This window comes from Litoribacterium kuwaitense, assembly GCF_011058155.1.
Classification (GTDB): Bacteria; Bacillota; Bacilli; order Bacillales; family DSM-28697; genus Litoribacterium; species Litoribacterium kuwaitense.
Genome location: NZ_JAALFC010000006.1, coordinates 107,728 through 134,706, shown reverse-complemented (window position 1 = coordinate 134,706; position 26,979 = coordinate 107,728). Strand labels below are relative to the sequence as shown.

Sequence of the window (26,979 nt, the reverse complement as noted above, 5' to 3'; positions counted from 1 at the left end):
AACAGGAAATTGAGTGGAAAAATCTTTTAGACGAAAATGAATTTAAAGCTCTTCTCAAATACTATCATGTTCAGGACGATGACTTTATCACACAAAAAATGATTATTTTGATACGTCCGACTGGCTCTTTAAAGCAAACGATAGCGCGCTTCGAATCAGAGAAAAAATGGCACTTACACGCTGACTTTTAAGGAGCCCCACCCATCAAATGAAGGGCGGCTTGAGACACATATTCCGCTCAATTCCCAATCAGCCCAAGATCTTATTGCAACAGGCAACGTTGCAGCGATTAAGGATCTCGTCGAGCATTTACGTTCACGCGACTATTCAATCGACCAGCTTTGCTGGCTCGGCTCGATCACGACGCACCGAGCAGAAGTCAAGCTGTCGAGTGGGCTACTCGTTTTTGATCATAGCATTTATGCACAAACAGAAGATTGGGAGTTAGAATTTGAGACGAAAACCGTCCAACGAGGAGAAAAGGATTTCAAAGCCTTGCTTCACTCGCACCAAATTCCCCGGAGACCAGCAGCCAATAAAATTGAGCGTTTTTGTCTCGCTCAGGGGTATCAATAGGTCTACAATCACAACATTTGCGCTTCCACTTCAGTCGTTGCTACAATAAGAGAACATTGCTTTATTTAATGGAGGAAACAGTTATGAGTCCATTTGAACAAACAGCCTTTGAAAAGCTGGGTGGTCATCAGTTCCTGAAGGAGCTTGTTGAAAAATTCTATCAACTTGTCGGAAACCATCCTGACCTGGCTCCGTTGTTTCCTGAGGATTTTACTGAAACAAAGCGTAAACAGGCTCAGTTCCTTACGCAATTTTTAGGTGGGCCTTCCTTGTATACTGATGAGCATGGTCACCCTCGCCTTCGCGCTAGACATCTGCCATTTCCTATTACACCGCATCGTGCCGAAGCTTGGCTACAATGCATGAGGCAAGCTTTAGAAGAAACACCTGGTGATATAGCGGAAAAACAGCATCTGTTTGAGCGACTGACGCTCACAGCACACCACATGATTAATACACCTCAAGATGGAAGTTAAGGAGGGGAGGTAAATGGATATGAACATTTCCAAGGATCTCTGTTATGAATCGCGGGCAGGGCAGTCAAAACCATTGGAAATTTTCGTGTTCATTGATCCGTTAAGCACATGTTGCTGGGGACATGAGCCTGTCATAAAAAAGCTGCTCGTACAATACGGTGAATATTTTTCAATTCGTCATGTAATTGGCGGGCAATTTCCAAGACTGGTCGAATGCACGAAAAAAAAATACCCGGACCTTGCTAAAGCATGGGATAAGGCAGGTACAAGCTCTGGAATGAGCTGCGATGGTGATTTATGGCTGGAAGACCCGATTCTTGAGCCTTATCATGTTCCACTCGCAATTAAAGCTGCCGAGCTGCAAGGCAAAAGTGCAGGTACTCGTTTCCTGCGCAAGCTTCAGGAAGTCCTATTTTTAGAGAAGCAAAATGTTTCAAAAAAGCGTGTGCTTATTGACATTGCCGAGAAGGTATCACTCGATGTCGAACTCTTTACGAATGATCTCACAAGTACGTCAGCAGTTCGCGCCTTTACTTGTGATTTAAAGATTACTGAGGAAATGGATATTGACGAAACACCTTCCATGGTCTTCTTTAGTCAGCATATGGAAGAAGAAGGTATTAAAATATCTGGTGTTTACCCGTACGAAGTATATGAAGATATTTTAGAAGAAATGCTCGATTATAAGCCTGTCAAAGCAGACTTACCCGACATCACTTCATTTCTACAAATGTTTCCGCTCGTAGCAACAGCAGAGGTCGCGGCAGTATATAACCTTTCTGAAGACGAAGCAACCACATGGATGAAAAAGCTTAAACTTCAAGGGCTTGTTGAGCACGTCCCTGTAAAACACGGCAGTTTTTGGCGATTTAAAAACATGAACGAAGCCTAAAAAGTCATACCCTTGCTTTGCAGCTCATACACTAGCCAAAAAGGGTGTGGCTTGTTCAATGAAGTGGCTTGTCTTCTTTGAATTTGTACTGCTGATCTTTTCGTATGTTCTTCTTCTATGTGCATTGCTCGGGATCATCCCTTTATTTTTAGGATCGATCGCCCTTTTTGTGACAATTTTTCTACTCGTATCAACATTTCAATCATTTAAATGGCGATTTAAATGATTAAAACGATGACTTAAGGCCGTTCTCTAACTCTCCTTTTGAGCGAAAACAAACATTGCGAAAGACAAAAAAACCGGACCTCTATGGCCCGGCTTTTTTCATGAACAAATATTAAGTCAGTATTTCCTCTACTAAAGCTTCGAATTCATTTAAGCGTGCTTCAAATACACTTAGGGCTTCCTGCACAGGCGTTGCGGTTGTCATATCGACGCCAGCCTTTTTTAACACATCGATTGGATAAGCACTGCTGCCAGCTTTCAAAAAGGTGAAGTAACGCTCAACTGCCTGCTCACCTTCCTCTAAAATCTGCTTGGCAAGAGCTGTTGCTGCACTATAACCAGTCGCATATTGATAGACGTAGTACCCCATATAAAAATGAGGAATTCTTGCCCATTCTACCCCAATCTCTTCATCAATTGTCAGCCCATTTCCAAAATACTTTTCGTTTAAAGCATAATAATCTGCAGTTAAACGCTCAGCGGTCAATGCTTCACCATTTCGTAGAGTTTCATGGATGAGATGATCAAACTCGGCAAACATCGTCTGTCTAAACACAGTACCACGAAATCCTTCAAGGAAGTGATTAAGTAAATACAACCGTTGCTTTTTGTCTTCAGTTGTTTTTAAAAGATAATCATTTAACAATGCTTCATTGCACGTTGATGCGACCTCAGCAACGAAAATACTGTAATTTCCGTAGCGATAAGGCTGGTGCTGTCTCGTCAAGTAGCTATGCACGGAATGCCCTAGCTCATGAGCAAGTGTGAACATATCATTGACATTATCCTGCCAATTCAAAAGGATGTACGGATTCGTGCCGTATGCCCCCGATGAATACGCCCCGCTTCTTTTTCCTTTATTTTCATAAACATCAATCCAGCGATGATCGTAAGCTTCTTGAACGATACGCTGGTACGATTCCCCTAAAGGCTGCAGTCCTTTTAGAACCATGTCCTTTGCTTGCTCGTAGTTAATCGTCATATCCACATCTTGAATGAGTGGAACGTACAAGTCATACATATGCAATTCATCAACTTGCAGCAGCTTTTTTCGCAGCTCAATATAACGGTGCAGCAAATGGAGATGATCGCTTACCGTTTCTACTAATTGATCGTACACGGTTTCAGGAATATGATTTTCGTGGAGCGCAGCTTCGCGAGCACTCGAGTAATTGTGCACTGTAGCTAAGTAATTGTCCTTTTTAAGATTACCTCCTAAAGTGCTGGCGATCGTATTTTTGAACGCGCCATACGTACCAAATAAGGCTTTGAAAGCATCCTCCCGCACTCGACGATCACTGCTTTGCATAAACCTTAAATATCGCCCTTCACTAATCGTGATCGATTCTCCGTTTTCATCCGTAATATCTGGGAAAGTGATATCTGCGTTTGTCAGCATACTAAACGTATTGCTAGAAGCATTCAATGCCTCAGACGCCTGGGCAAGCAGTGCTTCTTCGCTCGCAGATAAAACATGCGGACGGCTCCGGTTAATGTCGTCAATGGCTTGAGCATACACCTGTAGTGGCTCATATGCTTGAATCATCTCACTCAACTTCGCTTCGGGAATTTGCAATAGCTCGGGAACGATAAAAGAAAACGTACTGCTAACCTGCGTGAGGAGAGACACATTTCGGTCATTCATCGCTTGGTATGTGCTATTTGCTTTGTCTTGATCATTACGCATGCGGGCATACGCATAAAGCTTTCCTAGCTGTTCAGATAGCCTGTCTTGGAGCTGCAAGGCTTGATAAAGCTGTTCAGGACTTTCACCAAGCTTTCCTTGATAAGCTTTCATCTCAGGATAGTTTTCTTTTAACTGTTGGAATGCCTTCTCCCATTCATTGTCGGAAGAAAAGATGTCCTCTAAACGCCATGTGGCTTCCACTGGCAACTCTTCTCTTAAAGGTACGCTTTTTTGTTGATTCGTCATGTATTGCTTCCTCCTCTTTCAAAAACTCATATGCCTTATGTTTCGGGATGAAGTCTGGAAATTCCTGCACACTCTGCCTTGTAGTGTTCGATCGCTTTACATAAGAACACTTTATCTAACGCTAACACTTTTTCCATCTCGTTGTCGTGGGCGCCGTCCCACTGGATTTGGTACGTTGTCTTGTCTTTGTGACAAATGCGTAAGAAACAGAGGACGTCCAAATAAGATTGAACTGCTGTGATGAGTAAACGGCTTTCGTCTGTTGGGAATGCGCTTTTACGACTGGTCATGAAACGATTTTGCCTGGAAGACAACCACTGCGCAACATCTTTTAAAGTAAACGAGCGCCCTGCTCGCGGCTTCACGAACGCTAACATCCATTCGGCTTGCCACTCCCAAGCCGGACCTTTAACGAGATTCATCCCGCGACATGGTAAGCCAATAAACGAGGGCAGTAGGGACACTGGCTTGCCATAAGCCGTATACCACCGTCGAGCTAGTGAATGACGATTTACGGCAAATTGACTAAACGTCAGGCGCCACTTCGTCTTATATTGAAGCCAAATGTCGCTTACAGAGAACGCTTCGTTCGGACGAGGTGGCTTACTTAAATGATAGGCGCGGGCTTGTTCTAACGGCATTGACATTGCTTGCACAAGAGTTTTTCGGTGAGAAAGGGGAATGAGCTGCTGGAAAAAGGTAAAGCTTTGTTTTACGGGAGAAAAAGTGAGCAGGACGGGCTCTAAGACATGGTCATGTAGCACAAATAACCAATCAAAGCTCGTCATATGCTGAATTGATGCTGAAGGAGACTGAATGCGAGGTTCGCCTAAGATCCAAATCGGTTCAATCCCTGCTTTTAAGTAGTTGGCTGTTCGGGATTGAATCACTGCTTGCGACGTGGCTGAGCATTGATACTCGATGGCATAGGCTTTGGCATTTCGTTTGAAATACAGATCGGGACGTTGTTTAATTTCCGGAAGATACCACTCTAATTCCACAGGAAGCTTTTGCTGGAGCAGCCAATCGTATAATCGCTGTTTTCCCGCACGATGATGAGCTGTTTCAAGATGACCCTCACACGCAGTGTGCCGCTCGTGCGCAAAGTGCCATACCTTATACGAGCCACGCTTTGCGATGACGGGCTGCTTGCAAAGGGGACAATAATATGGCGGGGATGATTTCGTAGCATGAATCAACTGCACACGCCGCCCAAATTGATCTAGGGCGGTTAACATCATAAACCACCTTCCCTCATAAACAATAGTCTGACACGTACACTTTCTCTTTTCTGCTCCTTAACTCCTCCTTTGCAAACAAAAAGCGAACAGCACATCTCAATCGACGTTACTGTCCGCTTTATTGACTAATATAACTTAAATAGGTTTTGAACTTGGGAGAGCGCTTCTTCTGCAAAAATCACTTTCCCATATTCTTTTAAACGATGTACTGAAAGCCTTGAATCCATACCGTATTCAAGCAATAAACTTAACGTATCTTCTTGTCTATCCTCTTCACTTTCCTCATCAAAAGATACGTACAGATAATATTGATCCTCAAATGAATACAATTCATTATGAAGTGATTCAATTGTAAACCGATGAGCTAGTTGTATCAAATCTTCAAAATCGCGGAAGCGGATCACAAACTCCAGTACTTCATCTTCATCGTCTTGTTCCTGCTTTTTCTTTAACAACGATTCCATTGTCTCGTCATCATCTACATCAATATGATTATCATCTGACACCGGAAGCTCAAGCTTCTCGCCGTCTTTGGAAAACTGCGCTTTCGTGACGATGACTTCCAGTCCTGATTCCATCGCCTGTACTTGGATCCATAGCGGACCTTCAACTGAGAATTTCTCTCTATGATGGACTTCATCCATCATATCCCAGAATAGCTCTTCGCTCCGCTCACGGCTGTACCAAATTTCTTCACGATCAAAACCTCGATCTTCAATATCGCCATAAGAAATAAAGAATTTCACGGTATTCTCGTTAATGCGTTCAATATCCATCATCATCTCTCCCTTCCTTAACATCTACCGCGGGTGTTCGAAGGGCTACCGACGGACCGAGCTTTCACTAAGGTTTGTCCGATCCGCAACACATCCGCTAGAAGCATCTCTAAGATTCTAAAGAACTTCTTCTTCTCATTGTATGACAAAACGCATAAGAATGAAAACAAAAAACATATGATGCTTAAAGAATGACAGTGACCGACCATAGGACAACCTTCCAACTGTTTTTTCTACCTGAACGATTTTGTATTTTGAGACAATGCCGAAGGAGCTGAGCCAATCATTGTTTATTGATATCGATATGATTATGCCATTATTGCTGATTGTTGGCATCGATCTATTGTTAGGTGGCGATAACGCTGTCGTTATCGCGCTCGCATGCCGAAGGTTACCAGAACACCAACAGAAAAAAGCGATCATTTTTGGGACAGCCCTCGCTGTTGTTTGTCGCATATTACTAACCGTAGGAGCGGTCTTTTTGCTCCATATTCCTTTACTGCATGTCGTTGGCGGAATGTTCTTGTTTTGGGTTGCTTTATCTTTAGCAAACAACACCTCAGACACAAACATCGCCTCAAGAAGTACGCTAAGCGGCGCCATCCGAACCATTGTCTTGGCTGACTTGACAATGGGTTTAGATAATACAATTGCTGTGGCAGGGGTAGCGACTGCTTACTGGCAAGTCATTTTTGGCTTACTGCTCTCCATCCCCATCATGGTGCTTGGCAGTCGAATCATCCTTCTCGCACTCGATCGTTACTTCTGGCTGATCCCATTAGGAGCTGCCTTATTAGGGTACACAGCTGGACATATGATCATTCACGATGAATGGATTTCTCAACTGATTACGCCGAAGCACAGCTTATTTTGGCTCGTTCCGCTCGGTTTCTCTTTACTTGCTGCGCTGATTTCGTGGCATAGCACCGTCTCAACTAAAGAAGTAAAGTAAGAATGAGGACAAAGCCTCTCTTTCCTGCCACACTTGAAGCTTTGTCCTTCACCAGTTCCCCTGCTCGTTCTCTTATCGTCATTATTATCACAGGTTCTATTCAAGCCTGCTCCTAGCTTATCGGCTGAATTGACAAGGATTTTGGAGCCGGTGACTAGGCTTATTCGAAAAAAGAGTGCGGACAAAAGCCTAGCTAGAACGGCTTTGTCTACACTCTAATTCTTCCATTGACTCTGCAGCTGAAGATCTTTTTTTTTATAAAAAAAGTACGTTAGTTCACTAAGCGTTGAGCTTCTTGTAATTGGAAAGTCCGAACCTTACGTGGCAAGAAGCGACGAATTTCGTCTTCATTATAACCGACTTGAAGACGTTTTTCATCCATGATGATTGGACGACGCAAGAGTCCAGGATGCTCACTCATCAGTTCAAAGAGCTCTTGAAGTGACAAGCTTTCAACTTGAACATTTAGCTTTTGAAAAACTTTAGAACGCGTTGAAATAATCTCATCGGTACCATCTTCGGTCATTCTCAATATTTGTTTTATTTCATCCACACTCAAAGGCTCTGAAAAAATATTTCTCTCTTCGAATGGAATTTCATGCTCTTCAAGCCATGCACGTGCTTTTCTACAAGATGTACAGCTAGGTGATGTATATAAATTAACCATAGGTCTTGTCAACTCCCTTTAGTAAAATAAAACAAAGGCTTTTGAAACCATTTCTATTTTACAATGACTTTAAATCAATAATTACAGTATACATCAAAATTGATCAAAAGAACAGGCGTTTCATAAAAATGTCACGTTTTTTGTACTCTTTTTTTGATTCATTACATTCTCTAAAATTGTGATTCCCTTATCGGTATATTCTTAAACCATGAAAGCTTATACTGTATAATTCAATGTTTTTACAACAGACTCCTGCTCGTAAGATAAATTTTTAAAAAAACGATCTTGATCAGTTAATTGAGAATTTATCTCCACACATGAGAATCGCCCCTGTCTTTTAACGGGGCGATCATCATCATTATTTTTCCTTACCTTTATACGTAAACACTTCGTGGACTGGCTCATACGATTGCCCATAGACTTCTATATCTTTATAAGTATGAATTGCTTCATACGTATGTTTCATCTGCTCGTAAATCGATTCCTCAGAAGCGTCGCTAGGTGACCAGTAGAGAATTTCCAATGTATTCACTTCGTCTGTTGCTAATGACCTACGCTTATAACCAATTGATTTGGCATGATGAAAGCCTTCTCGTTGGTAAAAACGCATGCGCTTTTCTGTATCTGTATCTTCGTAATCAATAGGCTCTACTTCTAAAATGATTGGTTTATCTTTCTTTTTTAGCTTTGCTATCAACTGATGGCCTAATCCTTGCCCACGAGCATCCTTGGAAACAAATAAATAATCGATAAAGCAAAAATCAGGGGTTTCGACATACATCATCACGTGGTTCGGTCCTTCATCCTTATAATACATATTACTTTTTTCACGCAGTAAAATTTCCATATGTTTACGTGACTTCATCTCTTCAACTGGGAAATAATCATTCAGCTTTTCATACCAATTCATTAAAATGTCCTTTCCTGTGCGATTTATCGGTATACATTTTAACATTCCCGAAGGCTTCGACAAACATTCCCTAATATGCATTTATTTGCGATAATTGCCTTATCTAATGATCATTAAAATTAGACCTATTTCCCGGGCAATTACGCGATATACGTCCACCTTATTCCCTTTATGTCCTTTTCCCTGCCAGGAAATCATTTGAACGAATTCGACCTGATGATTTTTTAAAGCTTAGTACGGAGCCTAAGGTTTGATTTCATCCCTCTTTGTCTCCCCAACCATTTATGAGCTTGAGAATTCAATTCAAAAAAGAATGAAGACAAAGTCAGCTATACTTTGCCTTCACTCTGATTATACAAATTCAGTGAGATTTAAGGTGTGAAGTCTACATTTTCTGTGTACCTATTGGATGCATTCCAAAGTAAATATTCGTTAATCCCATTGTCTTGCAACGCTTTAATCTGCGCTTCCACTTCTTGTTTGCCGTATTGCAAGTAGTTACCACTTCCAAGCCAGCTCGCGGTAAAGTCTTGTATCCATGGGCGTGAGACCGGTGGATCATTCAATTCAGCAAGTTTCTTATTCTCTACCTTGGCGTAAGCATCGACAAGGTTATATGGCTCTAAGTCTGGTTTAGCGATCCCGAAATAACTCGTCCAATGGCTAGGATAAATCATTGATGAAATGACATCGACATTCTCAGAGATCTTACTGAAGTTTTGCCCAATGCCAGGAGCTTCTGGCAGTGTCGCGGCATAGCCAAAAATATCTACAGAAACGTCAACATCATAATAAGAAAGTTCTTCTCTTGCATACGCGACAAAATCTGTCACTGCATTGACGCGCTTTTGGACATTGTCAGCATCGCCATCTTGATAATCTCCTAAGGAATACGTCAATTCCTCATCACGTGTTTCAAAACCTTCTGGGAAGCGAACGTAATCAAATTGAATTTCTTGGAAGCCCATTTTTGCTGCTTCTTCAGCAATGGCTACATTTCGTTCCCATACTTCCTTCATAAACGGATTCACGAAAGCATCACCGGAGCCATTCGTCCACACTTGTCCGTTTTGGGTAAAGCTCACTTCGGGCTTATCTTCTGCCCAAACGGTGTCTTTAAACACAACAATCCGGGCGATCGGATAAATCTCCTTTTCTTCAAGTGTTTTCATCATTGCTTCAGGGTCACTAATAAAGTTGCGGCTGTATTTCGCATCAGGATGATCTTCAGGAAGCTCAAATGTAATATAACCACTGTCGTCTTTTATATCGATCACCATCGAGTTTAAGTCCGTGTCATCAAGCAGTTTCGTTAATGAATCGAACTTTGCGCCACCCGCTGAGTACCCCGTAACGTAAACCCCTCGTACAGCGTCTGGATAAGTAAAATGATAGCCGGAATCGTATGTAAAACGAGCCATGCGTTCGGGAATTGTCAATGGCGCCATTGCCAATTCACGCATTTGGTGCGCTTCTGACTCAGACTGAGCCTGAATGCCGTTCGGAAAAACGCAAAATAATACCATTAGGCAAGTGATAAACCATTTTTTCATAATAAAACTCCCTTTTTCAAATCCTGCTTATGCTTCATAACTTATTCATACTTACAAAATGAAGCGACACAATTCTCCTTTTTTCAGCACAAATCTATTATATCGTACACATTGCTTTTTTTCGATGAATATTATATACTTTCTCAACAAGATGTCTTGTAAAACTCATTGCGTGGACGAAGAAGAGTACGCTCTGTTCGGTGTCTTTAGAGAGCCTGTGGTTGCTGCAAACAGGTGACACGAAAGAGCGGAATGGCCTTCCGAGCATTTAGACCGAACATTTTTAGGAATTAGTAGGCTCTAACGGCAGCTGACCGTTATCCCAGCAGGTGTTTTTACGACACTGATAGAGAATAGCTTTTTTAGCGAGCTAAAATAAGGGTGGCACCACGGTCCAATCGTCCCTGCAAACAGGGATACGAGGGCTTTTTTTTATGTAAAAAATGATATTAGCATGGAGGGATTTTAATGAAAACCGTCTTTTCAGGTGTCCAACCAAGTGGTATTCCTACGATTGGAAACTATATTGGAGCGCTTCAGTATTTTGCTGATTTACAAACAGATGATCAAGAATGCTTTTACTGCGTTGTAAACCAGCATGCCATTACTGTACCCCAAAAAAAAGAAGAGTTAAAAAAACAAACGCGTTCTATGGCAGCACTGTACCTCGCCGTAGGCATTGACCCCGAGCAGTCCACGGTATTTATTCAATCGGAGGTCCCTGCCCATGCTCAATTAGGGTGGATTCTCCAATGTTTAAGTACCATCGGTGAATTGGAGCGTATGACGCAATTTAAAGATAAATCAGCCACCGCAACATCAGTCTCAGCTGGTTTACTAACCTATCCCCCTTTAATGGCGGCAGATATTTTATTATATGATACAGACATCGTCCCTGTCGGAGAGGACCAAAAACAGCATCTTGAAATTACGAAAACGTTAGCTGAGCGCTTTAATCGTCGTTATAACGACATTTTCACCATCCCAGAAGTGCAAATTGCTAAAGAAGGCGCTCGAATTATGAGCTTACAAGACCCATTGAAAAAAATGAGTAAGTCAGATAGCAACCCTAAAGCTTACATCTCAATGCTTGACTCTGATGCACAAATGCGCAAAAAAATTATGAGTGCCGTCACAGATTCCGAAGGCTCTGTCGTGTACAACAAAGAGGAAAAACCAGGGGTTGCAAACCTTATGACAATTTTAAGCTCTTGCACGAAGGAGTCTTATACAGATATTGAGGAAAAGTATCGCGGTAAAGGGTACGGGGAGTTTAAAAAAGACGTCGCAGAAGCCGTCGTTGCAAAATTCGGTCCAATTCGCGACAAACATAACGAACTTGTTGAAAGCAATGAATTAGACGTTGTTCTTGACCGAGGTGCGGAAAAAGCGAATGCACGCGCAAACAAAATGCTCAAAAAAGCGGAAAGAGCGTTTGGATTGCTTCGTTCATAGATGAAAGCCCACGAAGTGTAGACAAAAGCAAAAATGATGTTGTCTACACTTTTTTGTTAAAGTTTATTTAGCAGTCCTCCCTCCCATGGTTGACCCTGTCTTTAAAATATTTGTCAGCTTGGACGAGAAGGCGAACGGAGACGCGATTAAAACTTTTAGTTCGAGCAAGGACGAGTGAGTCAAGCAACAACGGAACGGATAAAAGCGTTTGTCAACAGAATTGAAAACCGCTCTTCACATGACATGAAAGAGCGGTGTTTTTATAGTCCTATGTAGACTGTTATCTCACTTTACTCGTCTCTTCTAAATCCCACAGTTTTTCTAAATACGTCTGTCCCCGGATTAAAGACGCTGTGACTTGAGCGTGTTGATGACTCCAGCCTTTACGAACCCCTTCATACATCCAATTCCAAGCTTGATGGAACGAAAGGGTTTGAATAATTTCATAGGCTGTCGGGTCCCATTCTGTACACCAATAACGCATTTCAGCTTCATTGGCATTTTGCTTTAAATGATCCATCGCCATATACAACACTTTTTTCAACTGTCTTTCCTTCCGTGTTAACCCAGACATATCCTCTGGTGATGGAGAATAAAGATGATAGTCTTTGTTCTGATGTTCTTGATCTGGAAGCTCATGAAAAGTCGGATCTTTCTGAGCGACCATATCATAGACGAGCTGCTCCTGGCGCGGAATAATGCGACTTTTACGAACAGGAATGTCGTATCCAATGGTGTTGACAGCCAAAATTCCATCGCCATCAGTTACGATAAAGCAATATTCTAACGAGATTCTTTCGTGATTTTTACGCATATAGCTTTTATTATATACTTTTGAGAGCAATTGCTTTGGCAAAGGGAGCAGGTCGTTTTCAATTCTTTGATACAGGGCTGGTGAAACCTTTAAAACGGGAATTTGATCAAGCACCTCAATCGTATCGTCCTTTCTCCACTCATGGAACGCACACACATTGTAGCCATTTTCTTCTCCCTCAAACCAATTGACCCATACATCGTGTAAATATAACATGTTCGTCCCCACCTTTACGTTAACTTTGTAGCCAACAGTATAGGCAGATTTTGGACGATTTATTCTTAAATGGATGTTGAAATCTTCTAATCCATGTCTACACCCTCCACAATGTTTACCTTGTTGATTTTGGATTTAGCGCATCCTTTAGACCTTCACCGACAAAATTAATCGAAATGAGCGTCGCTACGACACAAAACGCTGGCGGCACCCAAACCCACCACTTTTCCCGAAGCACTTCTGATTCTCTGGCTGCAGACATCATATTGCCCCATGTCGGTACATCAGACGGCACACCGAAGCCGATAAAGCTTAAGCCTGATTCGGCAACGATTGTTGTCGCTAGCAGCAGTGTCGCTTGGACGATAATGACTGAAGCAACGTTTGGCAGCAGGTGCTTGCGAATAATGGTCGCAGGGCGAGACCCAATAGAGACAGCCGAAGCGACATATTCATTTTCCTTCTCAGCCAGCACCTTCCCCCGCACGAGCCTGGCAACGCCTCCCCAAGAGAGGACAGATAATACGATGATCAATACCCACGGTCCCGAATTAAAACCCATTCCGACTAATATCGAGTTTAAAACTATGACAAAGACGAGAAAGGGAAAAATCATTACGAAATCGGTAAAACGCATGAGAATAGCATCCACTCTCCCGCCGAAAAATCCAGAGATTGAGCCGATACATGTCCCAATAAGCACGATAAAAAACATACACATGTACCCGATCAACAGCGACGTTTGCCCTGCTTTAAGCGTACTGGCAAAGACGTCACGTCCATTCGCATCTGTTCCGAGCCAATGCGCTAATGAAGGAGGCTGGTCCATTTGCGTATAGTTAATTCGTTCTAAATCCTGTGCGGAAAACATCGGCCAAATCACACAAAGAAGCGTGAGTACAATTAAAAATATAAGTCCAGTCATCGCTGGAATATTCCGAATAAACTTTCCTCGCGCAACTGCCCAAGGAGATAGCCCTTTTTGGTCTATATCGTACTTCTTAGGATTTGGGTTGACGATTGTCGTTTGCTGATTCAAGCCTTTACCCTCCCTATTCTAAACGGATGCGCGGATCAATCGCACCGTATAACAGATCAGCGACTAAGCTGCCAATAAGCGTAAATAGCGATAAAATCATCGTTAATGCCATGACGACGGTGTAATCTCTACGGTTGATCGACTCAAGAAAAAGCTGCCCAATACCTGGGTAAGTAAAAATCGACTCGGTAATAATCGCGCCACCAATTAATCCACCGATTTCGAAACCAAAGAGTGTGACGAGCGGGATCAATGAGTTGCGAAAAATATGCTTATTGTAAATACGTGATTCTCTCGTCCCTTTCGCCCGTGCCGTGCGCACATAATCTTTACGACTGTTTTCGATAATGTCATTACGTAAAAATTGTGTATAATTTGCGGTTGAAAAAGCGCCTAAGCAAAGGGCCGGCAAAATGACGTGATAGACACGACTTTGAAAAAATGCCCACGTTCCAGGCTCGGCATTGACATCAACAGAACCAGTTGAAGGGAACCAACCAAGGTTAAATGATAAAAAATAGATCGCGAATAGGGCTAGAATATATGAAGGAATGGCCAGCCCAAAATAATTAAACACACTAATCGCCTTATCTGAAAGTGTATAGGGACTTCTCCCTGACACCATACCCATAACAAGCGCAAACGTCCATGTAATGAGCAACGCACTCACAGCCAAAAATATCGTATTTGGAATCCGTGACATGATGAGCTCCAACACCGGTCGTTTATGAACAAACGATTGTCCGAAGTCACCTTGAAGGATGTCACCGAGCCAGCGTCCATATTGTATATATATTGGATCATTATACCCTAGCTTTTCACGCATTTCTTCAATATAAGCAGCATCGGTCATTGTCGGATCAATTTCACCTGCAAAGGCATCGCCTGGCATCATTTTTGCCAGGCTGAATACCACTACAGATAAAAGGAAGAGCATTGGGACAATGATGGCAATCCGTCGTAAAATGTAAATAATCACGTTTTGTCGCCCCTTCCTTTCCTCATCTTACTCAATCGTCCAAAGATGCATATCTTTACTCATGCCGCGCCAGTCATACGTCACATTTTTCAAGCGGTCACTTTGAGCAAAGTAATCATTATTTGTCCAGAGAGGAAGGACTGGAAGCTCTTCGTTGATCAACTTTTGCCACTCCACATACACTGCTTTACGCTCCTCTTCATCAAACGTGACCAATGCTTCTGCTAAAAGCTCATCGGAGCGCTCACTATACCAACGCGGATAGTTAAACTCGACACTTGAGCCCCAAATGCCTGATGGATCAGGGTCTGCTCCTACCTGCCAGCCGCCAAAGAATACTTCGATTTGCTCGTCGTCATTTTTGACAAGGTCATAATATAAATTGACTTCTTTTAGACTGCCGTTTAACTCAACGTTTAAGCCGATATCTTGCCACGATTGGATGAGCGACATTGCACGACCTTCAAAATTTTCCGGTCCGTCGTAATGGTCGAAATTAATGTGCAGCTCTTCACCTTCAGGCGTTTCTCTAAAGCCGTCCCCATTCGCGTCAACATAGCCTGCATCATCTAAAATTTGTTTCGCTTTTTCTGGATCAAATTCATAATCTGTCAATTCAGATGGATCAGCAGCAATCCAATGTGTAGGAGGAATAACAGTATTTAAGACACTTCCGCCATTATCTAAGAAGGCTTGTAAGATTCCTTCACGGTCAATCGCGTGGTACATCGCTTGTCGTAAAGATAAATCTTGGAATTTAGGACGGTCCATGACTGCTCTTCCTAATTCATCATCCAATTGCCCAAACTTAAAACCAACATATGAATAGCTCAAGCCTTGTACTTCTGTCGTTGTCACATTGTCGAGCTCAGACAACGCTTCGCGATCCGTGGCACGAATGCCCATAATGTCAAGCTCTCCGCTTTCAAAAGAACCTTGTGTCAGTGACGGGTCAATGATACGCACAATTACACCATCCACTTTGGTGTACCTTGCCAATAATCATCAAATTTTTCGTAACGGATATACTCTCCTTCCCGGACTTCTGTCACTTTAAAAGGTCCGAGTCCAACTGGCTCTTGACGAACCTTTGGGTCACTTGATAAATCGGCGACCGCAATCCCTTCATAATATTGACTAGGCATTGGTGTATCCCACAGGTTGACGAGGTTATTCACGAGCTTTTCCTTAAACGTAATGTTGATTGTTCGTTCATCAACAACTTCAATTCCTGAAATAGAATCTGCTTCTCCGCTTCGTTTTTCTTCAGCACCAACCACGTGACTGACCATGCTGTAACGTGCCCCGTCATAATCTGGATGCGCAATCGTTTCTAATGCATAAGCCCAATCTTCCGCGATTAACGGATCGCCATTGTGCCACGTAACGCCTTCGTTAATCGTAAACGTATACGTCAGCTCATCCTCCGTTGTCCAAGAAGCTAAATTAGGCTGAAGCTGGATGTTTTCGTCAAACGTAAACATCGAATCTTGGAAAAAAACTGTTGCATCTGAATCAATCGTTGAGGACTGCCATGCAGGCTCAAAAATTCCTGCGAAATTTGCATCAATCGCATAGTTGACAACATTTTCACCGCTGCTTGTCGTTGCCTCCTTATCATCTGTTCCTTCGGTCGTTTCTGTCTCAGTGCCTTCTTCTTCAGTCGTCGGCTCCTCATTTGCCGGCTCACCCCCACTACACCCTACAACGACGAGAGACAGTACCAACAGCATCGCAATCCACAAAACTCTTTTTTTCAATTGAATCACTCCCCTTGTTTAAACTTATTTTCCTCATTCAACAATACTGATCAATACAAATAACAAGCGACACGATGCCCCGGCTTCACCTCCTTTAAAGCAGGCTCTGTTACCCTGCATTTGTCCATCGCAAACGGGCAGCGTGGATGAAAGGAGCAGCCAGTTGGCGGATCAACAGGGCTTGGGACATCTCCTGTCAAGATGATACGTTCTTTTTTCCGCTCTGGATCAGGCTCAGGGATCGCCGAAACAAGCGCTTTCGTATACGGATGAAGCGGTTCGCTGTACAAACTATGCTTATTTGCGTGCTCGACAAGCTTTCCTAAATACATCACTCCGATGGAATCACTCATATGCTTCACGACACTTAAGTCGTGAGCAATAAATAAAAAAGTGAGGTCAAACTCCTTTTGCAAACTCTTCAAAAGATTCAACACTTGCGATTGCACGGATACATCCAAAGCAGAGACAGGCTCATCTGCGATAATTAATTTTGGACGTAATATGAGCGCGCGGGCAATGCCAATCCGTTGCCGCTGTCCTCCTGAAAACTCATGGGGATATTTATAATAAGCTTCTCTAGGTAAACCGACCTTCTCTAATAAATCCATCACTTCTTCTTTACGGTTTTTCTCGTTGTTCCTTGGGTAATTATGCAATGGCTCAGACACAATCGCTCCTACATTCATCATCGGATTCAACGACGCATAAGGGTCTTGAAAAACCATCTGAAAATGCTGACGCTGCTTACGAAGCTGTTGTCCACGAATCGATGTGATGTCTTCTCCATTAAATAGAATTGTTCCATCAGTCGGGTCGAGGAGGCGTAATATCGTTCGGCCTGCTGTCGACTTCCCACACCCTGATTCTCCGACCAAGCCTAACGTTTCTCCTTGTTGAATCGTAAATGATATCCCATCGACAGCTTTTACATGACCAATTGAACGCCTGAAGAACCCCCCAGTAATTGGGTAATATGTTTTTAGCTGCCTAACGTCCAGCAAGGGCTTTTGTTTTGTCGTCTCATTCACCTTTCAACCCTCTCCTTTACTGGCCAGCTTTGCTCATACAACAGACAACGGACATCGTGGCCTGGATCACTCTCAGCAAGCTGCGGATTTACGGTCAAGCAATCTTCCATGACTTTTGGACAACGATTCGCAAAGCGGCATCCGACTTCGGGCATTTGATCAATAGGAGGAACGACGCCTTTAATCGTCGCCAGCTCCTCTTGTTCAACATCCATTCGCGGAATTGATTTCATTAATAGCTCAGTGTAAGGATGCTTTGGATTTCTAAATAGCTCGATCACATTCGTATACTCAACAATTTGCCCTGCATACATGACAATACATTCGTCACACATCTCAGCAACGACACCGAGATCATGGGTGATCATGAGTACAGCCATCTCATTTTCCTCTTGGATGTTCTTCATCAATTCCAGAATTTGTGCCTGAACCGTTACATCTAAGGCGGTCGTCGGTTCATCCGCAATGAGCAGCTTCGGGTTACATGCAACCGCGATGGCAATCATTACCCGCTGGCGCATCCCCCCTGATAGCTGATGAGGATAACTGTTAACAATTTGTTCTGGTCGTGGAATACCGACATCCTTCAACAACGCGATACTTTTTTCTTTCGCCTCCTCTTTGGATGCGCTTTCATGATTTAAGATGACTTCTTGGAGCTGAGAGCCGATCGTAAAAACAGGATTGAGCGATGTCATTGGTTCTTGAAAAATCATTGAAATGTCTTTTCCACGCAGTTTGTTCATTTGTGACTCTGACAGCGAAACGATGGATTCACCATTAAAGCGGATATCTCCATGTTGAATACGTCCATTTTCCTTTGGCAGAAGATTCATGATTGACAACGCCATGACACTCTTCCCGCAGCCCGACTCACCAACGACACCGATGACTTGCTTTGGCTCAACTTGAAAAGAAACGCCGGCAACTGCATCATAGTGTTTTCCACGAATAGAAAACCCAGTATGCAGCTGCTCGACGTCTAATAAAACATCTGTAGATTTCTTATTTTTCCCCATATGTAGCACCTCACTTTATCAAACGATTAACAGATGATCAGTCACTAATTGAATAACACACCAAATATTCTAAAAAATTCTATATCATCATAGCATATTTCCCCTTAAAAATAAAAGAATTATTTTGAAAAAACAGGATATAAAAATTTATTCAACTTTATATTTCTTATGATTCGTCCAGTCTCCTTTTTAAAAAGACGAAAACCGCAAGCGACATTCATTATTTCACTATACTACATTTGTGCATTAAAGGATGAATGGGATAAAATATCCCCTGCTGAAATAGAGAAGCTTTTCCGTATGTTCCATGAATGGTCAATGTAATACTCTCTGACCATCTGAATGCCTGCACGATAGCCGAGCAGTCGAGGCCACTTTCGTCCATTTCCATACATAACGACAGTACTCTTTTCGGAAAACCCATCCATTTTTAAATCGATCTGCTTTTGAACTAAACTTTTTTCTCGTTTTGACAATGGAGGGTACATTTCATCAACACGCCAACGCGCTTCCCCACGTTCTTCAGAAGCTTTCGTCGCTAACCCTTCTTGCACCATCCGCTCCAATAGAGAAAATAAAGCTCCCTTTCGTTGTAATTGCTCCCAGCGACACACGTGATGATATTCATGAGTGAGCAAAGTCCTGATCGGCACCTTCTCTGAATTTTTGATCGGGAGAAAAAGAAATACTTTTGCATCCGCAGGAAGGCAATAGGCCGTTGCACCATCCGTATGTTTCGCCCATCGTTTCAAAGCATGGTGCGCTGGCAAGACGATAACCGATGCATCAGACCCCTTCCATTCCTTATGCAATGCCATCCATTCTGTGTGCGCTCTTTTTTCATACTGATTTGCAATCCACGTCTGCAGATGACCTTCTGTTAATTCGTTTAATGGCAAGAGCCCTGCAGCATAGAGCTCCATAAGCGTATTGTCATTCACATCAAGAAGCGCTTTAAAATCTGAAAATGAACGGGCTGTGATAGACTTCTCGAGTATCTCTCTCATCGATAAGATTGCCATAGACAGACTCCTTTCTTTCGTTTCGTACGAATTTTATGGTTGCAGAGATTTTTGGTACATTATACACTAGGACTGTTACGCTGATTTTTGTATGCATGCTGTAAAGGACAAAAGACTTATTTTTATTGGTACTTCATGAAAAGGTGAGATGTCATGGCGGACACACGTATCACTCGTAAAAAACGAAAAAAACGTAAAAAGTTTTATTTAAGTGCATTGATCTTTTTATCCGTCTTATCTATCTGTATTGCATATGTAACCAATCAATACATTCAAGCGAAAAAAAGCGGAGAAGAAGCTGCTGGCGATTGGGCAGACAATTTGTCTGAAAAAGAAGATGAATTTAAAGGTGTCGATTCATCACCTGACGATACAATCAATATGCTGTTATTAGGTATAGATACAGAGGAAGCGCAATCTTCAAGAACGGACACCATTATGATTGCACAGTATAACCCTGAAACGTCAGAAGCTAAATTGGCATCGATCATGAGGGATACATATGTCAATATTCCAGGACACGGCTACAATAAGATTAACGCGGCTTTCGTTTTTGGTGGCGCTGAGCTTTTAAGGCAAACGATTAAAGAGAATTTCGGCATTGACGTGCAGTATTACAGTCTCGTTAACTTTAACGGCTTTACGGAAGTGGTTGACCGTTTAGCCACAGACGGTGTCGAAATCGATGTTGAAAAGCGGATGTATTATATCGACAACGCAGGTGGACTGATGATCGACCTTCAGCCTGGGATGCAAAAGCTGAACGGGGAACAGCTTCTCCATTATGCTCGCTTCCGCCACGATCAGGAAGGCGATTTTGGCCGCGTGCGTCGCCAGCAGCAGGTCATTCGTGCTGTCAAAGATCAGCTATTTAGCGTCAATGGCATTTTAAAAGCCCCTGAGCTGCTCGGGACCATTGAAGCGTATACGAAAACGAACATGTCTTCAGGAACGATCACGAAGTACGCAACCAACGTGTTGGCAAACCCTGTCCAGGACATTGAAACATTGCAAGTCCCTGTTGAAAACTCCCACTGGCCAGCACGCCATCCAGGAATCGGGGACGTCATTGAAATGGATGAACAGATGAACTATGATGCTGTCACTGACTTTTTTAAGCAAAACAATGTTGCACAAAATTCGGGTGAAGAGGCTGGCGGTGCACCATCGTTTGAGGAACAGCCTGCTCACTAACAAAATGCAACCTCATATTAAAGAGTAGAAAGAAAAAACACTACTTGTACCGGCGTGAACGCTGAGCTGCACCTAAAGTAAATGGGTAGTTCAGCGTTACTTCCGACAACGCAAGAGTGTTTTTTCATTTCAAAATAGGACAGGCTGCGCCTGTTGACAAACATTTGCATGGATCGTCATGCTCCTGCTTTCAAATTAAAAGGAACACAAAAAAAGAGTGTAGCAAAGCCTTTGATGACTTTCTCTACACTCTAACTCCTTCCGTGTTGAAAGGAGAACGCCTTCCTCATTTATCCTTCAAAACTTTTAAAGACAAGGGCGACATTATGTCCGCCAAAGCCAGCTGAATTGCTTAGAACCGTTTTGACTGCTGTTTCACGTGCTGTATTTGGCACGTAGTCAAGATCACAATCTGGATCTGGTGTTTGTAAATGAATTGTTGGCGGCAAAATGTTGTCTGTAATTGCTTTAATAGCAAAAATCGATTCAACGCCCCCTGCAGCACCAAGCATATGACCTGTCATTGATTTTGTTGAAGATACAGCCAGTTTGTATGCATGATCTTTAAACGCGGACTTGATCGCTATCGTTTCAAATTTATCATTATACGCTGTGCTTGTACCGTGGGCATTAATGTAATCGATGTCTTCGGTTGACACCCGAGCATCTTCCAACGCCATGAGCATTGCTCGCGCTGCCCCATCTCCATTTGGTGCAGGTGCTGTAATATGATATGCATCGCTCGTAGCTCCATAACCACTCAGCTCGGCATAAATGCGTGCATTCCTTTTTTGGGCAGACTCGAGTGATTCGAGCACGAGTACCCCAGCACCCTCACCCATCACAAAGCCATCACGGTCTTTGTCAAATGGACGGCTGGCCGTTTGTGGGTCTGGATTTGTTGACAACGCTTTACTGGCAGAAAAGCCTGCAAACGCCATGTTCGTGAGCGGCGCTTCTGTTCCGCCAGCAATCATTATATCCGCATCGCCACGTTCAATGACTTTCATAGCGTCGCCGATCGAGTTGGCGCCTGTGGCACAAGCGGTCACACTACAAGAATTGATCCCTTTGGCGCCGAGCGTAATCGAGACTTGTCCAGCAGCCATATCGGGAATAAGCATTGGAATAAAAAACGGACTGACCCGTTTAGCTCCGCGATCATTATAGATGTTATGCTGCTGTTCAAACGTTTCGATGCCACCGATCCCTGAACCGATCCATACACCAACGCGTTCTGCATTGTCTTCCGTAATGGCTAAATCAGCATCTTCGACTGCCATCTTGGAAGCTGCCACTGCATAGCGCGTAAAGCGATCCATTTTTCTAGCATCTTTCGGATTTAAAAATACTGACTCATCATAATTCTTTAATTCACCGGCAACACGTGCTGGAAAATCATCGGGATTGACACGCGTAGACACATCAATTCCTGATTCTCCGTTAATGACACGCTGCCATGTTTCTTCTACTGAGTTACCTAACGGCGTTAACGCGCCCATTCCTGTTACTACAACTCTACGTTTTTCCATAATGTCCTTCCCCTTTGCAATATTAAGGTTGATCTTAACGGCCCTTGCCCCACTTTAACGCGACAGCGCCCCAAGTAAGACCGCCCCCGAAACCGACGAGTACCAATACATCTCCATCTTTAATATTGCCGTTCTCCCATTCTTCTGCAAGTGCGAGCGGAATGGAAGACGCAGAAGTATTTCCATATTTCGCTACCGTCGTTGCCATTTTTTCTACCGGCAAGTCTAGCTTTATGCGGGCAGCTTCCATAATACGGATGTTCGCCTGATGTGGAACTAGAAAATTGACGTCTTCTTTCGTAAGCCCCGCTTTTTCAATCACCGACAAAGCCGAGTCACCCATTTGCCGAACAGCGAATTTAAAAACTTCGCGACCATTCATGAAGATTTTATCACGTTCTGCATAAAGATGCTTGCCTCCACTTCCGTCCGACCCTAGCTCAAATGATAAAATGCCAAATTCATCAGAAACTTCACCAAGCACAGCTGCTCCAGCACCATCGCCAAACAGTACACACGTATTACGGTCTGTCCAATCGGTAATGCTTGACAGCTTTTCAGTACCTACCAATAGCACATGCTTGTAAATGCCGTTTGTAATAAACTGCTGTGCAGTCACCATTCCATACATAAAGCCGGAGCATGCCGCACTAATATCCATACAGACCGCTTTCTTCGCACCTATTATTTCCTGAATATCACAAGCACAAGACGGAAAGGAACGATCTGGGGTCACAGTTGCGACTAGGATCATATCGATTTCTTCTGGCGTCAATCCAGCCTCTTCAATTGCGTTGAGCGCTGCCTTTGCTCCCATATGTGCTGTCGTTTCTTCGTCAGAAGCGATCCGTCGCTCTTTAATACCCGTTCGAGTAGAAATCCATTCATCACTCGTATCGACCATTTTTTCAAGATCTGCATTCGTCAGCACTTTCTCAGGCAAATAACGCCCGACCCCCAAAATTCCTGTATTCATGTTCGTCCTCCTCGTATCTCCTCTTTATCGGTAGTCAGGCAACCTAACGTTTCTCTATCACATGTTAGTATCAGGTACTAATTTTAGTCTAAATTTAATATTTTGTCTAGTCGCCCATCGTTACCCTTTCTTTATAAATACATGATACACGCCGTCTCCTTTATTCGTTTAGTACATACATTACTGCAAAAGCGACTCTAAGAAAGGAAGGATTGATATGCGTAGACAAAGACCTCCATTTTCAAACGGCGGGCCTGGGAATCCTCAAGGACCTCGACCGCAGTCGCCATGGGGGTGGGGCTATCCAAATCAGCCATCTCACTCAGCTTTTTTCAGCCTCAATCTAATCAATATCCGCAGCAAAGTGCCCCTAAAAAAATATGGAAGACTATATTAACCAAATGGACCAGGTCATGAAAACAGTAAACCAAATTGGCCCCGTCGTTAAACAAATTTCCCCCATCATTTCTTTGTTTAAAAAATAAAAGGGAGGCAGACCCTCCCGACAGAGTGTAGTCACGTCTTTCCAGGCGTTGTTTACACTCTTTTTTATTTGTACACCTCACCAATAGTTGCAGCTTGATTTAAAAATCTCATTCAATATTTTATTGGTTTGGCATCAGCCCTGTCTCTTTATAGCGCTCCACAGCATCGTTCACTTCTTCTTGTAGTCTACCGGGAACAACCGGACTAAAAGAGCCTAGGCGAATGGCGCCTTCTTGAAAATCGACGCCGATTGTTCCGGAAATTAACTTATCCTCTGTATATAACTGTACTGCCATTTCGTACACATGCTCAATGTCCTGGATCGTGCTCGTAAGTACAGTCCGTTCACCGAGATCACTTTGATCAGAGACGTAACCAATGGCGTACAGGTTTTTCTCTTTCATTGCCTGAATGATTGGAACGCTAAATGCATCTCCGGCAGGATAAACGACATCAACGTCCTCAGCAATCATTCTGTCTAAAATGTTCAAGGCTTGAGCAGAATCATCCCAATGATTCGTATAACGAACAAATACCTCGACTGCATTGTCGGAAAAATTTGCCCCTTCAAAAAAGCCATTGATCTCAGGCTGCCATTCGAACGCCGCAATGACACCGACCTTCTTTGATTCTGATACACCAGCGGCGGTCATTCCTGCGAAAAAACCCATCGCATGTGATTGAAATTGAATATTGGTCGAATTGTTTGCATTGGATAATCCATTAAATATAACGAAGTGAATTGATGGGAACTGGCTGTACATTTCCCGGAGCAGAGCGCTGTATTCCTGACCATGAGCAAATACAAGCTCCACTCCCGCATGCTCAAATTCTTGAAGCGCTGTTTTCACGTCTGCTTTTTCAGTCATGCCTTCTTTATAAAAAACCTCAGCGTCCATATTGGTTTGCAAATGCATAAGCGCTTCATAGCCTTCATTTCCCCATGACTGATCGCCAATCGTGCCTGGCACGAGCATACCAACACGCAAGCCAGTATCTGTAGAGGGTTGACACCCGATGATGACCAATAAAATAAAGCAGGCTGCTGCTGCCAAAGCAGACCGCATGCTTTTCACTCCCCGTTCACTATGTCCTTATGTCTATTGTACTTGGCTCTTTAGTAAATGTAAAAGTATAACGCCCAACTTATTCAAAGCGCGGCCATGCATGGTTGAGCGCTTTTTTTGTCCTAGATAAGGCGTCTTGGAGTGGGGTTGGCTTTTGCACTGTGACTGTAGAAGTGTCGTCATGAGCGGACAGCTTAAGAGCAGGCTGCTGCTCAAGTCGTTCTCGTTCAGAGTTCGTCAGAATATCTGACCAGTGCACGTCATCATCATATTCAATCGACACCTGCCCTTCTCGAAAAGGCATTTCCGCAACACAGCGCGTATAATCTTTAACAAACATCACATGAGGATGTTTTGGCGTTGAGTCATATAAAGGCGAGCCGTTCCATAGAGCCGTTAACAAATGCTGATTTGACTGCCCTGGACCAAACAAATCGGGATGATAACACCAAAGCACGTTGGAAATGTTAAAATCTAAGCTCGCATAAGACTCATGTAGGAGCACTTGCACTGGCCATTGCGCAGCGAGTGCTTGAATATCAGCACGCATCCTTTCCTTCCACACGTCGACACAATAAACGATGCGATCCACCGGAAGTTCCTTTAACTTGTCAACACGATTGTCAATGTTAGAAAAGTGAATGAGCGCATTCCTGCCAAACCAGTCACAAAAGGTATCTGTGCATTCTAATAAATCAATATACACATCATGACCTCGATCACTTAAAGCTTCGATCATATGAAAACCGAGCCAGCTCCCCCCGTGCTTCACAAAAACATTCGCCATTGTTATTCTCCTTTATCCAAATATTGTTCATTGGACTGAAAGAAATTCACCATCGTCTCATAATGCCCTCCACTTAATTGCGTTGAATATAATGTTAATCCGGCATTCTCTCCTGTTTGCTTTAAATATTCATAAAAAGGACGGGCGTGTATGTCTACTGGATACGTATGACTCGTGATGTCTTGAAAAATGTGGCATGGACGGCTCATGACAAACTGATTCATTGGACTTTTTTGAAGAACGGTCTCTTCGACATCATCTTTGGGAATATCATAGGCGTCAGAGACCTCTTTTAACAACCGTTTATAAAAGAGCCGGTTTTCTTTTTCGGTTTTTGCATAAGCTTGTAATGAAACACACGGGGTAATTAAAGCAACAGAACGAATCCGAGAAGGCATTAAATTTGCCAGCTTCAATAAGGCCAAGCTCCCCATCCCTTCTCCAAGCAAGTGGATGTATGGGTTTAAGATTTCCTGCTTTAGAAATACGTAGACAAGCCTTTGTAGAAACCGGACTGCCTCAGGGCTTCCCCAATGTCTGCCAAAGCAATGGGTGTTTACAACGGTATAGCCCTTTTCCAATAAATCGCTTAATAAACGGTTGCGTCCAGGGTGGTTGCGCCAAAAGCTCGTATCTTCGTCAACATAATGGCTTACATCTCCTACGATTAAAATCGCAAATCCGTTAGGACGCTCAGGGATGTGCAAAACATTCCACTGCTGATCAAGCATAAAATAACGTTCCATATGCATTGGCTGATTTTTCAACATCCTTCTTCACCTGCGTTACATTTTATTCGCTTCACGTTCAGTCGATTGGCTCATTCCCTTTTTTAACAGGGTATGATACACTATTCGTAACATGCGTTTTCGTTGCAGTTGAATCTTATTTTAGTTGAGGTGATTTACATATGGCGTATCTTTGGGCAATTGTCTGGTCCTTTTTGCTTGCTCAAATGACGGTGTTTGTTGTGGGTAGTATGCAGGGAGATGCATATACTTTAGAGCGCGGAATAACTGCGGGTATTTTCTTTGCTGTTGTTGTCCTGATCATCACAGCGTTCATCCCTTTGTCAGAAAACAGAGAGCATGCAGGAAGCTAATATGGCTAAGGACATTCCAACAAGTCGTATTTTCCGTAATATTGGCCTCCTTTTTTTTGTTGGGTGCCTTATATATCTCGCCGTTGAATTTTCTAAGGGCGCAAGCTCCAGTGTCCTCTTAGCACAGGCACTATTTTTTCTTGGCGTTTTCGTTCTTTATACATTGACGGTTTGGATTGCTTTTTCGCACTCAGCGAAAAAAGCGATGATTATCCCGTTTCTTATGTTTATTGCAAGCGGTGTATTATTAACACTTGTATTACTCTAAACATAATTGAGCAGCCAACTCAGTAAAGTTG

Annotated in this window: 27 protein-coding genes, 2 pseudogenes and 1 other annotated feature; of the genes and pseudogenes, 11 read left to right on the top strand and 18 right to left on the bottom strand. The window is 43.0% G+C overall.

Translation table 11 applies throughout. The features are described from left to right. The 4 genes and pseudogenes from G4V62_RS21045 to G4V62_RS06260 form a co-directional block, all read left to right on the top strand. Positions 1-191: pseudogene (locus tag G4V62_RS21045) on the top strand (hypothetical protein); the annotation flags it as partial. After that, positions 181-576, top strand: a complete 396-nt coding sequence (locus tag G4V62_RS20790) for a CYTH domain-containing protein (protein WP_376768280.1) — start codon at positions 181-183, stop codon at positions 574-576. The pseudogene G4V62_RS21045 and the gene G4V62_RS20790, both read left to right, overlap by 11 nt. 83 nt (positions 577-659) lie before the next feature. Then, entirely contained in the window at positions 660-1,052 is a 393-nt protein-coding gene (locus G4V62_RS06265) for a globin domain-containing protein (RefSeq protein ID WP_165200301.1), read from the top strand. A gap of 13 nt (positions 1,053-1,065) precedes the next feature. After that, positions 1,066-1,944 carry a ClpXP adapter SpxH family protein gene (locus G4V62_RS06260; RefSeq protein WP_165200299.1) on the top strand — a complete coding sequence of 293 codons (879 nt, stop codon included), beginning with the start codon at positions 1,066-1,068 and terminating at the stop codon, positions 1,942-1,944. 337 nt (positions 1,945-2,281) lie between these two features. Here G4V62_RS06260 and pepF read toward each other — a convergent pair whose 3' ends face one another. The 3 genes from pepF to mecA all read right to left on the bottom strand — a co-directional run bounded on the left by pepF (position 2,282) and on the right by mecA (position 6,119). After that, on the bottom strand, positions 2,282-4,102 hold the full coding sequence (gene pepF, locus G4V62_RS06255; protein WP_165200297.1) for an oligoendopeptidase F: 1,821 nt from the start codon (positions 4,100-4,102) through the stop codon (positions 2,282-2,284). Positions 4,103-4,137: 35 nt separating this feature from the next. After that, positions 4,138-5,340, bottom strand: a complete 1,203-nt coding sequence (locus tag G4V62_RS06250; protein ID WP_165200295.1) for a competence protein CoiA — start codon at positions 5,338-5,340, stop codon at positions 4,138-4,140. Between the two features lie 128 nt (positions 5,341-5,468). Then, the gene (gene mecA, locus G4V62_RS06245) at positions 5,469-6,119 is read right to left on the bottom strand and encodes an adaptor protein MecA (RefSeq protein WP_165200293.1); all 651 of its coding nucleotides are present in this window, start codon (positions 6,117-6,119) and stop codon (positions 5,469-5,471) included. A 286-nt stretch (positions 6,120-6,405) separates the two neighbouring features. Here mecA and G4V62_RS06240 point away from each other — a divergent pair, with 286 nt between their 5' ends. Further along, positions 6,406-7,071, top strand: a complete 666-nt coding sequence (locus tag G4V62_RS06240; protein WP_165200291.1) for a TerC family protein — start codon at positions 6,406-6,408, stop codon at positions 7,069-7,071. Between the two features lie 271 nt (positions 7,072-7,342). On the opposite strand, the gene spxA is transcribed toward G4V62_RS06240, so the two are convergent. The 3 genes from spxA to G4V62_RS06225 all read right to left on the bottom strand — a co-directional run bounded on the left by spxA (position 7,343) and on the right by G4V62_RS06225 (position 10,201). Then, positions 7,343-7,738, bottom strand: coding sequence for a transcriptional regulator SpxA (gene spxA / locus G4V62_RS06235; protein ID WP_165200289.1), 396 nt, complete (start codon positions 7,736-7,738; stop codon positions 7,343-7,345). Between the two features lie 358 nt (positions 7,739-8,096). Continuing rightward, positions 8,097-8,648: a GNAT family N-acetyltransferase gene (locus G4V62_RS06230; RefSeq protein ID WP_165200287.1), complete on the bottom strand. Its 552-nt coding sequence runs from the start codon at positions 8,646-8,648 to the stop codon at positions 8,097-8,099. Positions 8,649-9,019: 371 nt separating this feature from the next. Beyond that, positions 9,020-10,201: a putative glycoside hydrolase gene (locus G4V62_RS06225; RefSeq protein WP_165200285.1), complete on the bottom strand. Its 1,182-nt coding sequence runs from the start codon at positions 10,199-10,201 to the stop codon at positions 9,020-9,022. A gap of 164 nt (positions 10,202-10,365) precedes the next feature. Beyond that, positions 10,366-10,610 (top strand) — a binding site (T-box leader). 59 nt (positions 10,611-10,669) lie between these two features. Between G4V62_RS06225 and trpS the strand changes: the two genes are divergently transcribed. After that, positions 10,670-11,656 carry a tryptophan--tRNA ligase gene (gene trpS, locus G4V62_RS06220; RefSeq protein ID WP_165200283.1) on the top strand — a complete coding sequence of 329 codons (987 nt, stop codon included), beginning with the start codon at positions 10,670-10,672 and terminating at the stop codon, positions 11,654-11,656. Positions 11,657-11,936: 280 nt separating this feature from the next. Here trpS and G4V62_RS06215 read toward each other — a convergent pair whose 3' ends face one another. The 3 genes from G4V62_RS06215 to opp4B all read right to left on the bottom strand — a co-directional run bounded on the left by G4V62_RS06215 (position 11,937) and on the right by opp4B (position 14,704). After that, a complete protein-coding gene (locus G4V62_RS06215; protein ID WP_165200281.1) occupies positions 11,937-12,686 on the bottom strand; it encodes a DUF3603 family protein in 750 nt (249 codons plus the stop codon). Positions 12,687-12,801: 115 nt separating this feature from the next. After that, on the bottom strand, positions 12,802-13,725 hold the full coding sequence (gene opp4C / locus G4V62_RS06210; protein WP_246218283.1) for an oligopeptide ABC transporter permease: 924 nt from the start codon (positions 13,723-13,725) through the stop codon (positions 12,802-12,804). Between the two features lie 13 nt (positions 13,726-13,738). Next, positions 13,739-14,704: an oligopeptide ABC transporter permease gene (gene opp4B, locus G4V62_RS06205; protein WP_165200279.1), complete on the bottom strand. Its 966-nt coding sequence runs from the start codon at positions 14,702-14,704 to the stop codon at positions 13,739-13,741. 3 nt (positions 14,705-14,707) lie between these two features. Here opp4B and G4V62_RS20785 point away from each other — a divergent pair, with 3 nt between their 5' ends. Continuing rightward, a complete protein-coding gene (locus G4V62_RS20785) occupies positions 14,708-14,932 on the top strand; it encodes a hypothetical protein (protein WP_376768279.1) in 225 nt (74 codons plus the stop codon). Between the two features lie 117 nt (positions 14,933-15,049). Here the strand turns inward: G4V62_RS20785 and G4V62_RS19770 are convergent. The 4 genes and pseudogenes from G4V62_RS19770 to G4V62_RS06180 all read right to left on the bottom strand — a co-directional run. After that, positions 15,050-16,188: pseudogene (locus G4V62_RS19770) on the bottom strand (ABC transporter substrate-binding protein); the annotation flags it as partial. 326 nt (positions 16,189-16,514) lie between these two features. Then, positions 16,515-17,495 carry an ABC transporter ATP-binding protein gene (locus G4V62_RS06190; RefSeq protein WP_165200273.1) on the bottom strand — a complete coding sequence of 327 codons (981 nt, stop codon included), beginning with the start codon at positions 17,493-17,495 and terminating at the stop codon, positions 16,515-16,517. Beyond that, the gene (locus G4V62_RS06185) at positions 17,492-18,514 is read right to left on the bottom strand and encodes an ABC transporter ATP-binding protein (protein WP_165200272.1); all 1,023 of its coding nucleotides are present in this window, start codon (positions 18,512-18,514) and stop codon (positions 17,492-17,494) included. Before G4V62_RS06185 ends, G4V62_RS06190 begins: the two co-directional genes overlap by 4 nt. Positions 18,515-18,747: 233 nt before the next feature. Beyond that, a complete protein-coding gene (locus tag G4V62_RS06180) occupies positions 18,748-19,536 on the bottom strand; it encodes a DUF2268 domain-containing putative Zn-dependent protease (RefSeq protein WP_165200270.1) in 789 nt (262 codons plus the stop codon). A 153-nt stretch (positions 19,537-19,689) separates the two neighbouring features. Here G4V62_RS06180 and G4V62_RS06175 point away from each other — a divergent pair, with 153 nt between their 5' ends. Then, positions 19,690-20,730: an LCP family protein gene (locus tag G4V62_RS06175; RefSeq protein ID WP_165200268.1), complete on the top strand. Its 1,041-nt coding sequence runs from the start codon at positions 19,690-19,692 to the stop codon at positions 20,728-20,730. A 290-nt stretch (positions 20,731-21,020) separates the two neighbouring features. On the opposite strand, the gene fabF is transcribed toward G4V62_RS06175, so the two are convergent. Next, positions 21,021-22,262 carry a beta-ketoacyl-ACP synthase II gene (gene fabF, locus G4V62_RS06170; RefSeq protein ID WP_165200266.1) on the bottom strand — a complete coding sequence of 414 codons (1,242 nt, stop codon included), beginning with the start codon at positions 22,260-22,262 and terminating at the stop codon, positions 21,021-21,023. Between the two features lie 34 nt (positions 22,263-22,296). Continuing rightward, the gene (locus G4V62_RS06165; protein ID WP_165200264.1) at positions 22,297-23,238 is read right to left on the bottom strand and encodes a beta-ketoacyl-ACP synthase III; all 942 of its coding nucleotides are present in this window, start codon (positions 23,236-23,238) and stop codon (positions 22,297-22,299) included. Between the two features lie 380 nt (positions 23,239-23,618). Between G4V62_RS06165 and G4V62_RS20780 the strand changes: the two genes are divergently transcribed. Continuing rightward, positions 23,619-23,723 (top strand): YppG family protein, encoded by a 105-nt coding sequence (locus tag G4V62_RS20780; protein ID WP_165200262.1) that lies wholly within the window; start codon positions 23,619-23,621, stop codon positions 23,721-23,723. 120 nt (positions 23,724-23,843) lie between these two features. Here G4V62_RS20780 and G4V62_RS06155 read toward each other — a convergent pair whose 3' ends face one another. The 3 genes from G4V62_RS06155 to G4V62_RS06145 form a co-directional block, all read right to left on the bottom strand. Continuing rightward, a complete protein-coding gene (locus G4V62_RS06155; RefSeq protein WP_165200260.1) occupies positions 23,844-24,791 on the bottom strand; it encodes a BMP family ABC transporter substrate-binding protein in 948 nt (315 codons plus the stop codon). Between the two features lie 79 nt (positions 24,792-24,870). Beyond that, positions 24,871-25,578, bottom strand: coding sequence for a hypothetical protein (locus tag G4V62_RS06150; protein ID WP_165200258.1), 708 nt, complete (start codon positions 25,576-25,578; stop codon positions 24,871-24,873). Positions 25,579-25,580: 2 nt separating this feature from the next. Further along, positions 25,581-26,348 carry a hypothetical protein gene (locus G4V62_RS06145; RefSeq protein WP_165200256.1) on the bottom strand — a complete coding sequence of 256 codons (768 nt, stop codon included), beginning with the start codon at positions 26,346-26,348 and terminating at the stop codon, positions 25,581-25,583. Positions 26,349-26,488: 140 nt separating this feature from the next. Between G4V62_RS06145 and G4V62_RS06140 the strand changes: the two genes are divergently transcribed. After that, positions 26,489-26,680, top strand: coding sequence for a DUF2929 family protein (locus tag G4V62_RS06140; RefSeq protein ID WP_165200254.1), 192 nt, complete (start codon positions 26,489-26,491; stop codon positions 26,678-26,680). Position 26,681: 1 nt separating this feature from the next. After that, positions 26,682-26,948, top strand: coding sequence for a hypothetical protein (locus G4V62_RS06135; protein WP_165200252.1), 267 nt, complete (start codon positions 26,682-26,684; stop codon positions 26,946-26,948). Positions 26,949-26,979 lie beyond the last annotated feature (31 nt).

What these genes read in the sequence shown, in the direction of transcription:
- G4V62_RS06265 (WP_165200301.1), top strand. Translation starts at nt 660, where the DNA reads ATGAGTCCATTTGAACAAACAGCCTTTGAAAAGCTGGGTGGTCATCAG.
- G4V62_RS06260 (WP_165200299.1), top strand. Translation starts at nt 1,066, where the DNA reads ATGGATATGAACATTTCCAAGGATCTCTGTTATGAATCGCGGGCAGGG.
- pepF (WP_165200297.1), bottom strand. Translation starts at nt 4,102, where the DNA reads ATGACGAATCAACAAAAAAGCGTACCTTTAAGAGAAGAGTTGCCAGTG.
- G4V62_RS06250 (WP_165200295.1), bottom strand. Translation starts at nt 5,340, where the DNA reads ATGTTAACCGCCCTAGATCAATTTGGGCGGCGTGTGCAGTTGATTCAT.
- mecA (WP_165200293.1), bottom strand. Translation starts at nt 6,119, where the DNA reads ATGGATATTGAACGCATTAACGAGAATACCGTGAAATTCTTTATTTCT.
- spxA (WP_165200289.1), bottom strand. Translation starts at nt 7,738, where the DNA reads ATGGTTAATTTATATACATCACCTAGCTGTACATCTTGTAGAAAAGCA.
- G4V62_RS06230 (WP_165200287.1), bottom strand. Translation starts at nt 8,648, where the DNA reads ATGAATTGGTATGAAAAGCTGAATGATTATTTCCCAGTTGAAGAGATG.
- G4V62_RS06225 (WP_165200285.1), bottom strand. Translation starts at nt 10,201, where the DNA reads ATGAAAAAATGGTTTATCACTTGCCTAATGGTATTATTTTGCGTTTTT.
- trpS (WP_165200283.1), top strand. Translation starts at nt 10,670, where the DNA reads ATGAAAACCGTCTTTTCAGGTGTCCAACCAAGTGGTATTCCTACGATT.
- G4V62_RS06215 (WP_165200281.1), bottom strand. Translation starts at nt 12,686, where the DNA reads ATGTTATATTTACACGATGTATGGGTCAATTGGTTTGAGGGAGAAGAA.
- G4V62_RS06185 (WP_165200272.1), bottom strand. Translation starts at nt 18,514, where the DNA reads ATGGGGAAAAATAAGAAATCTACAGATGTTTTATTAGACGTCGAGCAG.
- G4V62_RS06180 (WP_165200270.1), bottom strand. Translation starts at nt 19,536, where the DNA reads ATGGCAATCTTATCGATGAGAGAGATACTCGAGAAGTCTATCACAGCC.
- G4V62_RS06175 (WP_165200268.1), top strand. Translation starts at nt 19,690, where the DNA reads ATGGCGGACACACGTATCACTCGTAAAAAACGAAAAAAACGTAAAAAG.
- fabF (WP_165200266.1), bottom strand. Translation starts at nt 22,262, where the DNA reads ATGGAAAAACGTAGAGTTGTAGTAACAGGAATGGGCGCGTTAACGCCG.
- G4V62_RS06165 (WP_165200264.1), bottom strand. Translation starts at nt 23,238, where the DNA reads ATGAATACAGGAATTTTGGGGGTCGGGCGTTATTTGCCTGAGAAAGTG.
- G4V62_RS20780 (WP_165200262.1), top strand. Translation starts at nt 23,619, where the DNA reads ATGGAAGACTATATTAACCAAATGGACCAGGTCATGAAAACAGTAAAC.
- G4V62_RS06155 (WP_165200260.1), bottom strand. Translation starts at nt 24,791, where the DNA reads ATGCGGTCTGCTTTGGCAGCAGCAGCCTGCTTTATTTTATTGGTCATC.
- G4V62_RS06150 (WP_165200258.1), bottom strand. Translation starts at nt 25,578, where the DNA reads ATGGCGAATGTTTTTGTGAAGCACGGGGGGAGCTGGCTCGGTTTTCAT.
- G4V62_RS06145 (WP_165200256.1), bottom strand. Translation starts at nt 26,348, where the DNA reads ATGTTGAAAAATCAGCCAATGCATATGGAACGTTATTTTATGCTTGAT.
- G4V62_RS06140 (WP_165200254.1), top strand. Translation starts at nt 26,489, where the DNA reads ATGGCGTATCTTTGGGCAATTGTCTGGTCCTTTTTGCTTGCTCAAATG.
- G4V62_RS06135 (WP_165200252.1), top strand. Translation starts at nt 26,682, where the DNA reads ATGGCTAAGGACATTCCAACAAGTCGTATTTTCCGTAATATTGGCCTC.